A 13,987-nucleotide genomic window follows, 5' to 3' on the forward strand; every position below is an offset into this window, starting at 1 on the left:
CGAACCGCATTTGCCCACCCGACCGCATCAGAGAGGCAAGGAACCCCCGACATGAGCAACCCGTTCGAGAACCCCGAAGGCGTCTACTCCGTCCTCGTCAACGACGAGGGCCAGCACAGCCTTTGGCCCGACTTCGTGGACGTACCGTCGGGTTGGACGGTTGCGTACGGACCGTCCGCGCGGCAGGAGTGCCTCGACCACATCGAGGCCAACTGGACGGACATGAGGCCGAAGAGCCTGGTCGAGGTCGACGGGGTCTGAGCACACGAAAGGGGGGGCGGGTCCGAACTTCCTCGGACCCGCCCCCCTTTCACGTTCCCGTGGGTCAGGACGCCGGCTGCTCCACCTTCGTCGACGTCTTGCCGTCCACCGCCGCCGCGAGCTGCGGCACCATGCGGTCCAGGACGTAGGGGATGCTCAACACCGTAGACAGGGATACCGCGTTGCCGTAGTCGCTGGTCTCCTTGATGAAGACCTCGCGGCCCTGCTTCACCACGTTCAGGTCGCCGTAGATCTTGTCGCTGTGCAGCTTGCTGACGGCCGTGGTGGTGTCCGGCACGATCCACACGGCGACCTTCTGGTCGAGGAGGTCGTAGCGCTCCTTGCTGATGTTCGCGCCGAACGTGTCACCGATGACCTTGTCGAGGTCCTTCGGGAGCGAGAAGCCGAGGTCGGAGAGGAAGCGGGAGCGCGGGTCCTGGCTGCCGTAGACGAACACGCCCTCGTACGGGGTCGCCATGACGGCCGACGCACCGGCGAAGGAGGGGTTGGCCTTCTTGGCCGCCGTGAACTTGGCCTCGACGCCCGACACCAGGGTCTTGGCCTCGGCGGCCTTGCCCATCGCCTTGCCGATCTCCTCGGTCTGCTGCTGCCACGGCACGCCGTAGTCGTTGTACTCCTTGGGCTGGGCGACGACCGGCGCGAACTGCGACAGGCTCTGGTACTGCGCCTTGGTCAGACCCGAGTACACGGCGAGGATCAGGTCGGGCTTCAGGGCGGCGATCTTCTCCACCTGCGGGCCGGTGCCGGTGTCCTTGAGGACGGTCGGCGCCGGTGAACTCCCCAGCTTGTCCTTGGCCCATGGGCCGATCGCGCCCTTGTAGCCGCCGAGCCACTCGGTCGTGCCGACCGGCACCGTGCCCAGGGCGAGGACGGCGTCCTGGTCGGTCAGACCGACGGTGACGATGCGCTTGGGCTCGGACTTGATCGTCGTACTGCCGAACTTGTGGGCGATCGTCACGGGGAACGCGTCCGCGGAGGCCTTCGCCTCCGAGCCCGATGTGTTCGAACTGGACGACGTGGAGTCGGAGTTGGAGGAACCGCAGCCGACCGCCGTGACGGCCAGCAGGAGTACGGAGGCGAGCAGGCCGGACAGCCGTGAAGCTCTGGTGGCGCGGGGCATCGGATGATCCTTCTGTTCGTCGCGGTGGGTTCGGCGGGGGGTGACAGGTCTGGGGGAGGTCTGAGAGGGGGTCCCTAGTGGGCGTCGGGAGCTGCCTCGGCGGAACGGCTGTCGGACCAGGCGTGCCACAGGGCGGCGTACTGGCCCTGGGCGGTGAGGAGTTCGTCGTGCGTGCCGCTCTCCACGACCCGGCCGTCGCTCAGGACGATCACCCGGTCCGCGGAGGCGGCCTGACTGAGCCGGTGCGCCACGACCAGTGCGGTACGGCCGCGCAGCGCCTGCTCGGCGGCCTCGTCGAGCTGCCGCGCACCCGAACTGCCCGCCTCCGCTGTCGCTTCGTCGAGTACGACGACGGGTGGATCGGCCAACAGGAGCCGGGCGAGGGCGAGTTGCTGCGCGCGGTCGGCGGTCAGCCGGTGACCACCGTCGCCGACGACCGTGTCCAGCCCCTCCGGCAACGCCTCGACCCAGCCGAGCGCGCCCACCGTGTCGAGCGCCTCCCGGAGTTCCTCGACGTGCGCGTCCGGGCGGGCCAGCCGCAGATCCTCGGCGAGCGGCCCGGCGAAGACATGCACCTCCTGCGTGACCAGCCCGACCAGGTGGCCGGCCTCGTCCGGTTCGGAGCCGCCGACGTCGATCCGGCCCGACTGCGGGCGGTGCAGCCCCGCGACCAGCTTGGCGAGGGTCGTCTTGCCCGCACCGGTCGTACCGACCAGCGCGACCCGCTCCTTCGGCCGTATCTCCAGGTCGACGTCGTGCAGCACCGGGCGGCCCGGCACATACGCGTGGGAGACACCGGTCAGCGTCACGGACGGGGGCCCGGCGGCGGTCGTACGGTCGTCCGAGCGGGCGGCGACCACGGGCGCGGGCTCGTCCACCACCCCAACGAGCCGTGCCAGTCCGGCCGTTGCCGACTGGGCGTCGTCCAGCAGCACCAGCGCGGTGTTGACCGGACCGAAGAGACTGGCGAAGTACAGCGCGGCCGCGGTGGCCGTACCGACCGACGCGGAACCGTCGCGCACCAGCAGGAACCCGGTGACCAGGACGGCGGACAGCCCCAGATACTCGGCGATGTGCAGCCGGCTGTAGAAGCGGAGCATCAACTGCACGCCGCTCATGGTCAGTTCGACCGCCGAGCGCGAGCGTTCGGTGACCCGCCGGGTGTGGCCCTTCTGCAGCCGGTACGCCCGTACGGTCCGTGCCCCGCCGATGGTGTCCAGCAACTGCTGCTGCTGTGTCCCGGTGGCGATGCGCTCCTTGGCGTACAGGGGAACGGCGTTGCGCACATACCAGCGGGCGGTGTGCGCCTGCACCGGCACGGCGATGAGTGCGGCGATCAGGAACCGCCAGTCCAGCAGGGCGAGCGCGCCGAGCGTCAGCACGATCGACAGCGCCGACCGCGCGAGTTCGGGGAGCGCCCCGCGCACGGCGTCGGCGACCCGCGAAACGTCGCGTGTGACACGGGCGTTGAGGTCACCGGAGCCGGCCTTCTCCACCCGGTCGAGGGGGAGTGACAGTGCCCGCTCGACGAACAGTTCGCGCAGCCGGGCGAGCGTGGTCTCGCCGAGCCGCGACACGAGGGACATGCCGAGCGCGGTGGTCACACCCTGGACCAGGGCGACCCCGGCCAGCGCGACCACCGGGAAGGTGAGCGCGTCGGGGGAGCGGTGCTCGGTGACGACGTCGACGATGTGCCCCAGCAGCGGCTGGGTGAGCAGTCCGACGGCCGTGGCGAGCACCATCAGCCCGAATCCGGCGGCGGCCAAACCCCGCTGCGGGCGCAGGAGTTCGCGGACCGCGGCGCGGGTGCGGGCGGGGGTGGCGGTGGGGAGGAGGGTGCGATCGGTGTCCGCCTCGCGCGTGTCCGTGCGCTCGGCGTCCACTCGCCCCGCTCCCGTCATCCCCGTCGTCTCCTCGGCTCCGGTCGTCATGCCAGCACCGCCGTCCGGTAGGTCGCGTCGGTTCGTACGAGGTCCGCGTGGGTGCCCTCGGCGCCGACGCGACCGGCGTCGAGGAGGATCACGTGGTCGGTGACGGCGAGCAGGGCTGGGCTGTTGGTCACCACGATCGTGGTGCGCCCCTGCCGGAACTCACGCAGGCCGCTCGCGATACGCGCCTCGGTCACCGTGTCGACGGCGGTGGTCGGATCGTGCACGACCAGGACGGGCGGTTCGGCACGCAACGCCCGTGCCAGCAACACACGTTGACGCTGACCGCCCGACAGCGACCGGCCGCCCTCACCGACACCGGTCGCGGTGCCGTGCGGCAGGGAGTCGGCGACCTCGTCGGCACGGGCGGCGGCCATGGCACGCTCGGTGAGGAGATCGGCCTCTCCGCCTTGAGAGTCCTCTTCCGGTGTCACGTTCGCTGCCAACGAGCCCTCGAACAGCGCCGCGTCATGGGCGGCGACCAGCACAGCGGCCCGAAGTCCCGCAGGATCAAGCCGAGTCAGCGGCACGCCGTCCAGCTCGACGGACCCCGACTCCGGATCGGTCTCCCGTCCCAGGCACCGCAACAGGGCCTCCGCACCGGCCGGGTCCGTCACCGCGATGCCGGTCAACTGCCCGGCGGGCAGGTCGAGATCGACACCGTCGAGCCCACCGAGCCGTACGCCACGCAGCCGCAGCTCCCCGCGAACGGGCTCGGCGACCGGGTCGTCGCCGTCCACCACCGCGTGCCCGGTGGCCAGCACCTCGGCGACACGGGCGGCCGAGGCACGGCCCTGCGCCAGCTCGGCGTTGACCCAGGCGAACGTCTCCAACGGCCCCAGCAGGAACAGCGCGAGCCCCACCGCCGACACCAACTGCCCCAGCGTCAAAGACCCGTTGAGCGCCAGCCGACCGCCCACGAGAGCGATCAGCGCGATGAAGCCACCGGTGAGCGCGAGCACGAGCCCGGTCTGCCAGGACTCGGCACGCGCCGAACGCAGCGCGGCGGCGAGGGAGATACGACTCGTCCGGCGATACCGCTCGACGGCGGCGTCCTGCGCACCGAGGCCCTTCAGCACCCGCAGCCCGGCCACCAGATCGGCGGCCACGCCCGACGCATGAGCGGCCTTGTCCTGCTCGGCCTCGCTGCGCCGCTCCAAGGGCTTGCTCAGCAGATGCCCCAGCCACAACAGCACGGGCGTACCCAGCAACACGATCAGCCCGAGCGTCACGGACGTCAGCAGCAGCGCGACCGCGCTCACAGCCACACCCGAGACGGCCCAAATGCCCGCCATCAGCGCCATGTTGACCGCGCCGACGCGCTTGGCGTCCTCGGTGGCGACGTTGGCGAGTTCCCCGGGCAGTCGTCCCTCCTCGGCGCCGCCACGGGCGTCGAGCACCCGTCCCACGATCGCCAACCGGAGTGTGTGCGCGGCCTCTTCGGCACTGCGCTCACCGGCCTTCGCGCCCAGCCGGAAACTCCACGACAGCGTCACGTACATGACGGCAAGTACGCCGAGCCACAAGGCCAGGCGTCCCGCGTCCTGCCCGGCGACGGCCTGGTCGATGACGACACCGATGAGCACCGGTACCAGGGCTTCCCCCAGTTGGTGCACGCTTCCGAGCGCCGAGCCGAGTGCGACGCGCCGTGTCTGTCCCTTGACCGAGCGCGTCAGGACGTCCCGCCCCGACAGTTCCCCTGCTCCCACCAGCCACCCTCCGGAAACCGGCCAACTTAGGCAAGGCTACTCTAAGTGAATCTCGGGTAGGTGATGCCCTTTCGGTCCGCCTGGGACGTAACGGAGCGGTTTCGATGCGGTCGTCAGAGCCGCTGTCCAGGCCGGTGTCCGGCCGGTGAACGCGCTGCAGTCCGAGCGCTCGTCCGAGGGGCGTTGCCGTGCGATGCCGAGCGGTAGGCTTCACAGGTGCGCCAAATGCGTTCGAGGCGCACGCCGGCAAGACAGACAGTCCGCGCATTCAGGAGGACCGGCGTTGCACGTCCAGGAATGGCTCGACTCGGTTCCGGCGGTGGCCGTCTACGCCGTGGTGGCACTCGTCATCGGGGTGGAGAGCCTGGGCATCCCGCTGCCGGGCGAGATCGTCCTGGTCTCTGCGGCACTGCTCTCCTCCCAGCACTCGGGCATCAACCCGATCGTCCTGGGCGCCTGCGCCAGCCTCGGTGCCGTGATCGGTGACTCCATCGGCTACGCGATCGGCCGCAAGGGCGGACGCCCGCTGCTCGCCTGGCTCGCGAACAAGTTCCCCCGACACTTCAGCGAGGGCCATGTCGCCACCGCGGAACGGTCCTTCGAGAAGTGGGGCATGTGGGCCGTGTTCTTCGGCCGCTTCATCGCCCTCCTCCGCATCTTCGCCGGCCCCCTCGCAGGCGTACTCCGCATGCCCTACTGGAAGTTCCTGACCGCCAACCTCCTCGGCGGAGTCGTCTGGGCCGGCGGTACCACAGCTGTCGTCTACTACGTGGGAATCGTCGCCGAGGACTGGCTCAAGCGCTTCTCCTACTTCGGCCTGGCGGCAGCGGTACTGGTCGGCCTGGCCTCCATGCTGATCGTGCGCCGCAAGGCGCAAAAGATGACGGCAGAGAAGAACGCAGCCGAGCCGGTCAACGCGGGCGAGTAAGGCGCCCCCAAAGGGGCGCGGGGAACGGCGCGACCAGCCACATCCGGCCCGCACCCGCCATGCGACCTACTCATGCACCCCACGATGCGCCTTGGCCAACTCCGCATACATGGTCCCGTTGAGGGTCAACCCCTCCCGCTCTTCAGGGCTGAGCTCCCGCCTGACCTTGGCAGGTACGCCGGCGACCAGTGAACCCGGCGGCACAACCATCCCCTGCGGCACCAACGCCTGAGCCGCGACAAGCGAACCCGCCCCGATCACCGCCCCGTTGAGCACCGTAGCCCCCATCCCGATCAGGCAGTCATCCTCAACGGTCGCCCCGTGCACAACGGCGTTGTGCCCGACAGAGACCCGCTCGCCCACACTCACCGGAAACCCCGGATCCGCATGCAGCGTGCAGTTGTCCTGGATGTTGCTGCTCGCGCCCACCGAGATCCGCTCGACGTCACCGCGCAACACCGCCCCGTACCAGACACTCGCTCCCGCGGACAGCGTCACATCCCCGATCACGGACGCCGTAGGAGCCACGAACGCCGACTCGTCGACCTCCGGCTCCCGGCCACCAATACCCACGATCAACGCCCTGTGCGTCATAAGACCCTCCCAACCGTCGGAGACACCCGCACGGTACGACATCGGTAGGGCGAAGATCACAGCGGCCGGACCTCATGGGCACGGCTCACGCTGAGTACCGTGGCCGGGTGCCCAAGAGCAAGAACACGTTCTCAAAATGGCGGCGCCACCTCGCGCAACGCGCCGTCCACGCGGGCTGGGCCTGGGTGCAGCGCATCGGCTCGGTGACGGCGGAGGACCCCGGCCGCTTCCGGTTCGGCTCCATCGGCGAAGCCACCCGGCTCGCCTTCCCCCTGGGCACGGTCTTCGGCGAACCCTGGATCCACCTCGGCTCCCACTGCATCGTCGGCGAACAGGTCACGCTCACGGCAGGCCTGATGCCGGACCTCGACCTCGGCCCCGACCCGATCCTGCGCCTCGGCGACGGCGTGGTCCTCGGCCGCGGCAGCCATGTCATCGCCGACACGACGGTCACCATCGGCAGCGACTGCTACTTCGGGCCGTACGTCTACGTCACGTCCACGAACCATTCCTACGACGACCCGCACGAGCCCATCGGCAAGCAGTGGCCGCGCATGGAACCCGTCGAGATCGGCCCCGGCTGCTGGATCGGCACCGGCGCGGTGATCCTGCCGGGCGCGCGGATCGGCCGGAACGTGGTGGTGGCCGCCGGCGCGGTGGTCCGCGGCACGGTGCCCGACCATGCCGTGGTGGCGGGGGCGCCCGCACGGGTCGTACGCCGCTGGACGCCGACGGAGGGCTGGCAGCCACCGCTCCGGACCCCGGCGCCGGTGCCGATCCCCGCGGATGTGACCCCGGACCAACTCCGGGCACTCGCGGGCCTGGACGAGGCGAGCGCGGCACGCCTGGCCGAACTGGACGAGAACGTGATCGCCCACCTCGCGGAACTGGACGCGGAGGCCTGATCCGGCACGTGTGTCGGGGCGTGATCCGGGATGCGTGTTGAGACCTGATCCGACACGTGTGCCGAAGCCCGATCCGGCATTCATGCCGAGACGGGCCGGGCGCTCGACGTCTTCGGCACCCCACCTGGCAGCCGGCGCCTGTCGGAGGTGCGCCGAGGCGTGATCCGGCGCTCATGCCGAGGCCTGACCGGCGCGTGTGCGGAACTGGCCCGGCACTTATGCGGAAGCTCGATCCAGCACTTGCGCCGAGGCCTGACCCGATATGCCGAGGCGTACCCGGCACCCGGCATCCGACGCCATTCGCCCCGACACTTGACACCCCGGCACTCGCCGCTCCGCACACAAGCCCGCCCCGTCCTCCCGCCCCACACTCCGTCGCCTGACAGGGCACGCATGTCGAGGCCCCGGGACACTCGACGCTCCTCCCCGCACCCGGCACCCCGCATCGCCCCGCTCGCGATCCGGCACCCCCGCCCCCCACCCCCTCACCCCGTCGCCAACAACAACGTCCCCACCAACGCCAGCCCCGCCCCCGCCGCCTGAATCACCCGCAACCGCTCACTCAGGAACCCGCGCGCGGCCAGCGCGGTGACCACCGGATACAGCGACGCCAGCACCGCCGCCACCGTCACCGGCCCGTGCTGCGCGGCGATCGAGTACGTCCCGTTGGCCGCCACATCGGCCAGCCCCACGAAGGCCAGCGCCGGCAGCGAACTCCAGGGGAACCCACCTGCCGGAAGCGCGACCCCGCCCCGCCGTACGGAGACGTAGAGCGCGGTGCCACCCGTGGCCACGTTCGTCACGCGCTGCACGAACAGTGCGAGGAAGAGCCCGGTCACGGTCGTCGACGCCTCCGCGATCAGCGCGAACACCGTGCCGAAACCGAGCGCGGCGATCAGCGTCAGCAGGATCGTCTGGCGTTGCACGGGCGCGCCCCGCAACTGGGGTCCGCCCGCGAGGACGACCCCGGTGACCGCGACCGCGATCCCCGCCACCTGCATCAGGCCGGGCCGCTCCCCGAGGAACAGCCCCACCCCGACCGGCACGGCCACGCTCAGCGTCGCGAGCGGCGAGACGACCCCCATCGGGCCCAGCGCCAGCGCCTTGTAGAAACTGAACAGCGCGATCGGACCGACCACCCCCGCCGCCAACGCGAACCACAACCGCGGCCCGGCCTCGCTCCAGCCCCCGGTGCCCACCACGACCGCGCCGAGCACGGCCGCCGCGATCCCCTGCGAGACCACGACCACCGTCAGCGCCGGGGTCCGTCGGGTCAGCAGTCCGCCGCCGAAGTCGGCCACTCCCCACAGGAGGCTGGTGGCCAGGGCGAAGAATGCTGTCACGGGGTGCCTCGCAGTACAGTTCGGTGAACGATCGGGTGCAGCACACCGTAGTTCGATCCATTGCACCCTGTCATCCACAATATTGAACTCAAGGTATGGGCGGAACGTGTCGGACCTCGACCTGCTGAACCAGTCCCTGGCTCGCAACGTCAAGCACTGGCGCTCGGTGCGCGGCTTCACCCTGGACGTGCTCGCCGCCCGGGCCGCCGTCAGCCGGGGCATGCTCATCCAGATCGAGCAGGCCCGCACCAACCCCAGCATCGGCACGGTCGTCAAGATCGGCGACGCGCTCGGCGTCAGCATCACCACCCTGCTCGACTACGAGCAGGGCCCGAAGGTCCGTATCGTCCCCGCCGACCGCGCCGTACGGCTCTGGCACACCGAGGCCGGCAGTTACAACCGCCTCCTCGCCGGGACCGAGGCCCCCGGCCCGCTGGAGATGTGGGACTGGCGGCTGATGCCGGGCGAGGCCAGCCCCTCCGAGCCGCACCCCACCGGCACGGTCGAACTCGTTCATGTCACCACCGGCGAACTGACCCTCACCGTGGACGGCGAGGACCACCGCGTCCCGGCCGGCGCGAGCGCCACCTTCGAGGCCAACACCCCGCACACGTACGGCAATCAGGGCGACGTACCGATGGAGATGGTGATGGCCGTGTCGGTCCCGCCCGTGCACCGGGAGACCTCGTGAGCAGCTCCCGGACGACCGTTCGGGACGCCCCGTGAGCCGTCGCCGTACGCCTGTTAGCGTGCCGTCATGCGCGCACCCATCGGACACTTCGACCACGCCACCCCGGCCCCCGACTGCCTCGACGAGCTGACCCGCCCGGTCGCCGACGCCGTGCGCGCCTGGCGCGGCAGCGTCCCCGCCGACCAGTTCGTCTACGTCGACACGGACCCCGAGTGGGCCGACACCGCCACCTTCGTCGAGCACTACGGCCGTGAGCTGCTGGAGCGGTCCGCGAACTGCGTGGTCGTCGCCGGGAAGCGCGGCGGCGAGACCATGCTGGCCGCGTGCGTGGTCCTCTCCACCACCCGCGTCGACGTGAACGGCGTCGTACGCCGCCAACTCGGCGCCCGCAAGGCCTCGTTCGCGTCGATGGACATTGCGACCGGCGAGAGCGGCATGGAGTACGGCGGCATCACCCCCGTCGGACTCCCCGCCGACTGGCCGGTGTTGGTCGACTCGGCCGTCGTCGACCTGCCCTACGTCCTGGTCGGCAGCGGTCGCCGCCGCGGCAAACTCCTCGTCCCGGGCAAGGCGTTCGCGGAACTCCCGGGCGCGGTGGTGCTGGAGGGACTGGGCGTCGCCTGAGCCCCAGACCGTAGAGAACCGGCCTCACACCATGGCGTGGTGGTGGGCCAACTCCCCATGCGGGTCCGCCTCGCCGGGCACCGGTGCCGGGTCGGCGTGCACGAGCGCCGCCGTGAGCCGCGGCACCGCGTGCAGCAGCGCATGCTCCGCCGCCACGGCGACCGCGTGGGCCTGCCGTACCGTCGCCTCCCCGTCCACGACCACCGCCACCTCCGCGCGCAGCCGGTGCCCGATCCAGCGCAGCCTCAACTCGCCCACCCCGCGCACCCCTTGGACCTCCCGTACGGCGTGCTCGGCGCGGTCCACCAGGTCGGGATCCACGGCGTCCATCACGCGCCGGAACACCTCGCGCGCCGCGTCCCGCAGGACCAGCACGATGGCGGCCGTGATCGCCAACCCCACGATCGGGTCGGCCAGTTGCCACCCCAGCGCCGAACCGCCGGCCCCGACCAGCACGGCCAGCGAGGTGAACCCGTCCGTACGGGCGTGGAGTCCGTCGGCGACCAGCGCGGCCGAACCGATCGCCCGGCCGACACGGATCCGGTACCTGGCCACCCACTCGTTGCCCACGAACCCGACGAGCGCCGCGACGGCGACCACCGGGACATGCGTCACGGGACGCGGGTCGAGCAGCCGGTCCACCGCCGCCCAGGCCGCGAAGGCGGCGGACGCGGCGATCGTCAGCACGATCGCGATACCGGCCAGATCCTCGGCGCGCCCGTAGCCGTACGTGAAGCGGCGGGTCGCCGCCCGGCGGCCGAGCACGAACGCGATGCCGAGCGGTACGGCGGTCAGCGCGTCCGCCGCGTTGTGCACGGTGTCGCCGAGCAGTGCGACCGACCCGGACACGACCACCACGACGGCCTGTACCAGCGCCGTCACCCCGAGCACCGCGAGCGAGACCCAGAGCGCGCGCATCCCGCGGGCCGAGGACTCCAGGGCGGAGTCGAGTTTGTCGGCGGTCTCGTGGGAGTGGGGCGTGAGGAGGTGGCCGAGGCGGTGCCGGATGCCCGTGGGGGAGTGCTCGTGGGGATGCGGGTGGTCGTGGCCGTGGTCGTCGTGCGGGTGGGCGTGCTCGTGTTCGTGGTGGTGCTGGTCGCTCACGTGGGTCCCCTTCCGGTGCGCGGGTGGACGTACGGCGCCCACAGGGCCATTATGTGCGTATGAGCGCACGCATGCACCTATCAACTGCGCATGATGCGCATCCGCGCACCCCGGGCGAGGAACAGTTCGCGCTGGCCGCCGAACTCCTCGCCCTCCTCGGCGACCGCACCCGCCTGACCCTCCTGCATGCCCTGACGGCGGGCGAGTCCGACGTCTCCACCCTCACGGAGGCGTGCGACGCGGCCCGCCCGGCGGTCAGCCAGCACCTGGCGCGGTTGCGTCTGGCGGGCCTGGTGACCACGCGCAAGGAGGGCCGCCGGGTGATCTACGCGTTGAGCGACGGTCATCTGCGGCGGCTGGTCGACGAGGCGTTGAACGTGGCGGACCACCGCCTCACCGACCGCCCGCCGCACGACTGACCGCCGTACGACCGGCGACCGTCCAACTGGCGCCCCTGGCTCAGGAGTTGGGGTCCTTGCCCAGGTAGCTCTCCGCGAACGCGAGGGCCGCGGCGGGGGATTCGAAGACGCGGCGGAGCCGGGCGAGGGTGGTGCCCGCGTGGTACGGGTCGCCGGACGAGGTGCCGTGGTACACCTCGGAGAGCCACTGGGAGAACTCCTGGTAGTCCCACACGCGGCTCAGGCAGGCCTCCGAATAGCCGCCCAGGCCCGCCGAGTCGCCCTTCGCGAGGTACGCGACGAGCGCGTCGCCCAGCAGGAACGCGTCGTGCAGGGCGAGGTTCATGCCCTTCGCGGCGATGGGTGCGGTGAGGTGGGCCGCGTCGCCGGCGAGGTAGAGGCGGCCGAACACCATGGGTTCGACAACGTAGTTGTGCATGTCGAGCACGCGCTTCTCGATCAGCCGGCCCTCCGTCAGCGGCGGGGCGCCGGTGGCGGCGAGACGGAGCTGGAGCTCGGCCCAGACGCGTTCGTCGGTCCAGTTGTCGGGGTCGTCGCCGGGCGGGCACTCCAGGTAGTAGCGGGTGACCTCGGGACTGCGCGCCATGTGCCCGGCGAACCCGCGCGGATGGACACCGAACACCACACAGTCCGAGGACGGCGGCGCCTCCGCGAGCAGGGCGAGCCAGCCGATGCCGTAGTCGTGTCGTGCGATCCGCGCCCGCTCCGGCGGCAACGCGGCCCGCGTCACCCCGCGCGCACCGTCGCAGCCCGCCACGAAGTCGCCCTGCACAAGCTGCCGTTGACCGGTCTCCGGGTCGGTGTACGACACCGCCGGGCGGTCGGAGTCGAGGTCGTGCAGCTGGACGTCCTGGACGCCGAAACGGATCTCACCGCCCCGTACGTCCGCGTACTCCCGCACCAGGTCCGTCACCAGCAACGGCTGCGGATAGACGAAGTGGTGATGCCCCGTCAGCTCCGTGTAGCCCAGCCGATGTCGTTGCCCACCGAACCGGAACTCGCACTCGGTGTGCAGCTGCGCCCGCTCCAACAGGCCCTGGGCAAGCCCCCGTTGCTCCAGCCCGCGGACGGCCCGCTCCTCGATGACCCCGGCCCGCGGCCGCCGTTCGATGAACTCCCGGCTCTCCGTCTCCAGCACCAGGCAGTCGATCCCGGCGGCGCGCAGGATGTTGCCGATGGTGAGCCCGGCGGGTCCGGCGCCCACGACGACGACCGAACGGCGTTCCGGCAGTGGGGAGTTGAGACGGGGGGAGGGGGGAGAGGTCACGTCCGCATTGTGTCAGGCGTCATGTGGCCATTGGGTGATGATTTGAGGTTCATTTGAGTTGGGGCATTTCCTGGAAACCGGTTCCTTTCTTCTGGGTCCGGCCATGATTCTCGCCATCGCCTCGTCGCTCGGCGCGGTCACCGAGGCGAGCAGCCGGGCCGCGACCATGGACAACCCGTATTTCCCGAAGTGGAAGGTCACCCACGTCGGCAAGGCGTGCACCACGTACGGCAAGTGGAAGACCTGCGTGACCTTCAGCAAGGACGCCACGCCGCACTCGGTGACCTGCTCGCTGGCGAAGACCACGTCCACCACGGTGAGCGGCACCCTGACGGTCTCCGTCAAGGCGGTGTCCGCCGCTGTCGGATACCAGGCGCAGAAGTCCTACTCGGTCACCGGCGGCGAAGCCTACCCGCCCAAGAGGAACAAGTCCGGCCGGGTCGAGTGGCGCGAGACCTACCACACCGACAAGGTGACGGAAAAGGAATACATGTGCCCGCTGCACGGCACGTGCCAGTACACGAACCCGGTGAAGACGTCGTACGCGTACACCCACAAGTACATCGCGCCGAATTTCGGGATCGCGTACAACTAGCGATCCCGCACCACCGGTAGGGAAAGCCTTCAGCTCAAGCGGGGAATCTCGATCGCCGGGCAGCGGTCCATCACCATCTCCAGGCCCGCTGCCCGGGTCCGCTCGTACGCGGCCTCGTCGATCACCCCGAGCTGGAACCAGACGGCCTTCGCGCCGATGCCGGCCGCCTCGTCGGCGACCGTGCCCGCGAGGTCGCTGTTGACGAAGACGTCCACGACGTCCACCTCGAAGGGGATGTCGGCGAGGGAGGCGTAGCCCTGCTCGCCGTGCACCGTCTCCGCCTTGGGATGGACGGGTACGACGCGCTTGCCGAAGCGCTGCAGCACCTGAGCGACGCCGTAGGCCGCCCGGGACCGGTTCGAGGACAGGCCCACGACGGCCCAGGTGTCACCGGACTCGGTGAGGATCTTGCGGATCGTGGCTGAGTCGCCGTACATGCTCGGTCTCCTTGGAATCGTGCGCGCCCGCTGCTGCCTGC

At 70.7% G+C, this 13,987-nt stretch carries 15 protein-coding genes; 7 read left to right on the forward strand and 8 right to left on the reverse strand.

The features are described from left to right. Positions 1 to 51 precede the first annotated feature (51 nt). Positions 52 to 261, forward strand: a complete 210-nt coding sequence (locus tag OG504_RS43770) for an MbtH family protein (RefSeq protein ID WP_405994733.1) — start codon at positions 52 to 54, stop codon at positions 259 to 261. A gap of 64 nt (positions 262 to 325) precedes the next feature. Here the strand turns inward: OG504_RS43770 and OG504_RS43775 are convergent, their stop codons facing one another. From OG504_RS43775 to OG504_RS43785, 3 genes are all read right to left on the reverse strand, one after another. After that, complete coding sequence (locus tag OG504_RS43775; RefSeq protein WP_405994734.1) at positions 326 to 1,402, reverse strand: iron-siderophore ABC transporter substrate-binding protein; 1,077 nt, start codon at positions 1,400 to 1,402, stop codon at positions 326 to 328. A gap of 74 nt (positions 1,403 to 1,476) precedes the next feature. After that, positions 1,477 to 3,303 carry an ABC transporter ATP-binding protein gene (locus OG504_RS43780; RefSeq protein ID WP_405996582.1) on the reverse strand — a complete coding sequence of 609 codons (1,827 nt, stop codon included), beginning with the start codon at positions 3,301 to 3,303 and terminating at the stop codon, positions 1,477 to 1,479. A 26-nt stretch (positions 3,304 to 3,329) separates the two neighbouring features. Then, on the reverse strand, positions 3,330 to 5,039 hold the full coding sequence (locus tag OG504_RS43785) for an ABC transporter ATP-binding protein (RefSeq protein WP_405994735.1): 1,710 nt from the start codon (positions 5,037 to 5,039) through the stop codon (positions 3,330 to 3,332). 283 nt (positions 5,040 to 5,322) lie between these two features. Between OG504_RS43785 and OG504_RS43790 the strand changes: the two genes are divergently transcribed. Then, positions 5,323 to 5,967, forward strand: a complete 645-nt coding sequence (locus OG504_RS43790; RefSeq protein ID WP_405994736.1) for a DedA family protein — start codon at positions 5,323 to 5,325, stop codon at positions 5,965 to 5,967. 66 nt (positions 5,968 to 6,033) lie between these two features. Here the strand turns inward: OG504_RS43790 and OG504_RS43795 are convergent, their stop codons facing one another. Continuing rightward, positions 6,034 to 6,561, reverse strand: a complete 528-nt coding sequence (locus OG504_RS43795; RefSeq protein ID WP_405994737.1) for a gamma carbonic anhydrase family protein — start codon at positions 6,559 to 6,561, stop codon at positions 6,034 to 6,036. 107 nt (positions 6,562 to 6,668) lie between these two features. Here OG504_RS43795 and OG504_RS43800 point away from each other — a divergent pair, with 107 nt between their 5' ends. Beyond that, positions 6,669 to 7,466: an acyltransferase gene (locus OG504_RS43800; RefSeq protein WP_405994738.1), complete on the forward strand. Its 798-nt coding sequence runs from the start codon at positions 6,669 to 6,671 to the stop codon at positions 7,464 to 7,466. Between the two features lie 485 nt (positions 7,467 to 7,951). Here OG504_RS43800 and OG504_RS43805 read toward each other — a convergent pair whose 3' ends face one another. Beyond that, the gene (locus tag OG504_RS43805) at positions 7,952 to 8,809 is read right to left on the reverse strand and encodes an EamA family transporter (protein WP_405994739.1); all 858 of its coding nucleotides are present in this window, start codon (positions 8,807 to 8,809) and stop codon (positions 7,952 to 7,954) included. A gap of 106 nt (positions 8,810 to 8,915) precedes the next feature. Here OG504_RS43805 and OG504_RS43810 point away from each other — a divergent pair, with 106 nt between their 5' ends. Continuing rightward, positions 8,916 to 9,500 carry a helix-turn-helix domain-containing protein gene (locus OG504_RS43810; protein WP_405994740.1) on the forward strand — a complete coding sequence of 195 codons (585 nt, stop codon included), beginning with the start codon at positions 8,916 to 8,918 and terminating at the stop codon, positions 9,498 to 9,500. Positions 9,501 to 9,566: 66 nt separating this feature from the next. Beyond that, positions 9,567 to 10,124 (forward strand): YbaK/EbsC family protein, encoded by a 558-nt coding sequence (locus OG504_RS43815; protein ID WP_405994741.1) that lies wholly within the window; start codon positions 9,567 to 9,569, stop codon positions 10,122 to 10,124. A 24-nt stretch (positions 10,125 to 10,148) separates the two neighbouring features. On the opposite strand, the gene OG504_RS43820 is transcribed toward OG504_RS43815, so the two are convergent. Next, positions 10,149 to 11,228: a cation diffusion facilitator family transporter gene (locus OG504_RS43820; protein WP_405994742.1), complete on the reverse strand. Its 1,080-nt coding sequence runs from the start codon at positions 11,226 to 11,228 to the stop codon at positions 10,149 to 10,151. Between the two features lie 59 nt (positions 11,229 to 11,287). On the opposite strand from OG504_RS43820, the gene OG504_RS43825 reads away from it, so the two are divergent. Continuing rightward, entirely contained in the window at positions 11,288 to 11,647 is a 360-nt protein-coding gene (locus OG504_RS43825; RefSeq protein WP_393753789.1) for an ArsR/SmtB family transcription factor, read from the forward strand. A gap of 40 nt (positions 11,648 to 11,687) precedes the next feature. Here the strand turns inward: OG504_RS43825 and OG504_RS43830 are convergent, their stop codons facing one another. Then, positions 11,688 to 12,914 (reverse strand): 4-hydroxybenzoate 3-monooxygenase, encoded by a 1,227-nt coding sequence (locus OG504_RS43830; protein WP_405994743.1) that lies wholly within the window; start codon positions 12,912 to 12,914, stop codon positions 11,688 to 11,690. Between the two features lie 103 nt (positions 12,915 to 13,017). Between OG504_RS43830 and OG504_RS43835 the strand changes: the two genes are divergently transcribed. Further along, entirely contained in the window at positions 13,018 to 13,509 is a 492-nt protein-coding gene (locus OG504_RS43835; protein ID WP_405994744.1) for a hypothetical protein, read from the forward strand. A 29-nt stretch (positions 13,510 to 13,538) separates the two neighbouring features. Here the strand turns inward: OG504_RS43835 and OG504_RS43840 are convergent, their stop codons facing one another. Beyond that, positions 13,539 to 13,946 (reverse strand): CoA-binding protein, encoded by a 408-nt coding sequence (locus OG504_RS43840; protein WP_405994745.1) that lies wholly within the window; start codon positions 13,944 to 13,946, stop codon positions 13,539 to 13,541. Positions 13,947 to 13,987: the final 41 nt, after the last annotated feature.

This window comes from Streptomyces sp. NBC_00986, assembly GCF_045162565.1.
Lineage (GTDB): Bacteria > Actinomycetota > Actinomycetes > Streptomycetales > Streptomycetaceae > Streptomyces.